The organism is Oleiphilus sp. HI0086 (genome assembly GCF_001635225.1).
In genome coordinates, this window is the sequence record NZ_LWFZ01001122.1 from 1 (window position 1) to 971 (window position 971).

Below are 971 nucleotides of genomic sequence, written 5' to 3' on the forward strand. Positions count from 1 at the left end.
TGTGCACGGCTTTGATAATTACATCCAACTAAAGTCTTACCATATAAAATCTATTTGAGAGTAATTGACTATGCATATATTGGAGGGGAACTGGAACTACCCGAATCAGATTATTTCGGGCGCCGGTCGTTTGGCTGAGCTCGCTACTCAGTGCCAGGAAAAGGGATTTGAACATCCTTTAATCGTGACGGATCCCGGTCTTTCGAGCTTACCTATTTGTGATGAACTCAAGCAGACACTTGAGCGCGCAAACATTAAGTTTGATGTTTATGATCAGGTATCAGCCAACCCGAATCAAGAAGATGTGTGCCGCGGTGTTGAGCAGTTTAAACGCTCAAAGCATGACTCAGTAATCGCTTTTGGTGGTGGCTCAGCACTTGATGCAGCAAAAGCAATTGCTTTAATGGTTGGGCAAGAGCTACCTATTTGGGAGTTTGAGGATGTTGGCGATAACTGGTGCAAGGTAAAGGAGGAGGGTGTTGCACCTGTTATTGCAATTCCTACAACAGCTGGAACAGGTTCAGAGGTTGGTCGTGCTTCTGTCATTACTGATTCAGAAAAACACCTAAAGAAGATTATATTCCACCCAAAGATGCTACCAGTGCTAGTGATATTGGACCCCAACGTAACGACAGGTTTGCCAGCTAAAATTACCGCTGCAACGGGCTTGGATGCCTTATCACATTGCCTTGAAGCTTTTTGCTCACCTTCTTACCACCCGATGGCTGAGGGTATTGCGCTTGAAGGTATGCGCCTGATTAAAGAAAATCTCCAGCTTGCATACGAAAATGGCGATAACCTAGAAGCGCGGATGCATATGCTGGTTGCTTCAAGTATGGGGGCTGCAGCGTTCCAGAAAGGTTTGGGAGCGATGCATGCTATCGCACATTCTATAGGTGCAACATATGGTGCGCATCATGGTCTTCTAAATGCTATTTTGATGCCTTATGTCCTCGAAGAGAATTATAGTG

Annotated in this window: 1 protein-coding gene; it reads left to right on the forward strand. The window is 45.2% G+C overall.

What is annotated here, in order from left to right:
* Positions 1-70 precede the first annotated feature (70 nt).
* Positions 71-971, forward strand: a 901-nt coding sequence (locus A3756_RS19865) for an iron-containing alcohol dehydrogenase (RefSeq protein WP_068554414.1), incomplete at its 3' end; no start/stop codon positions are given.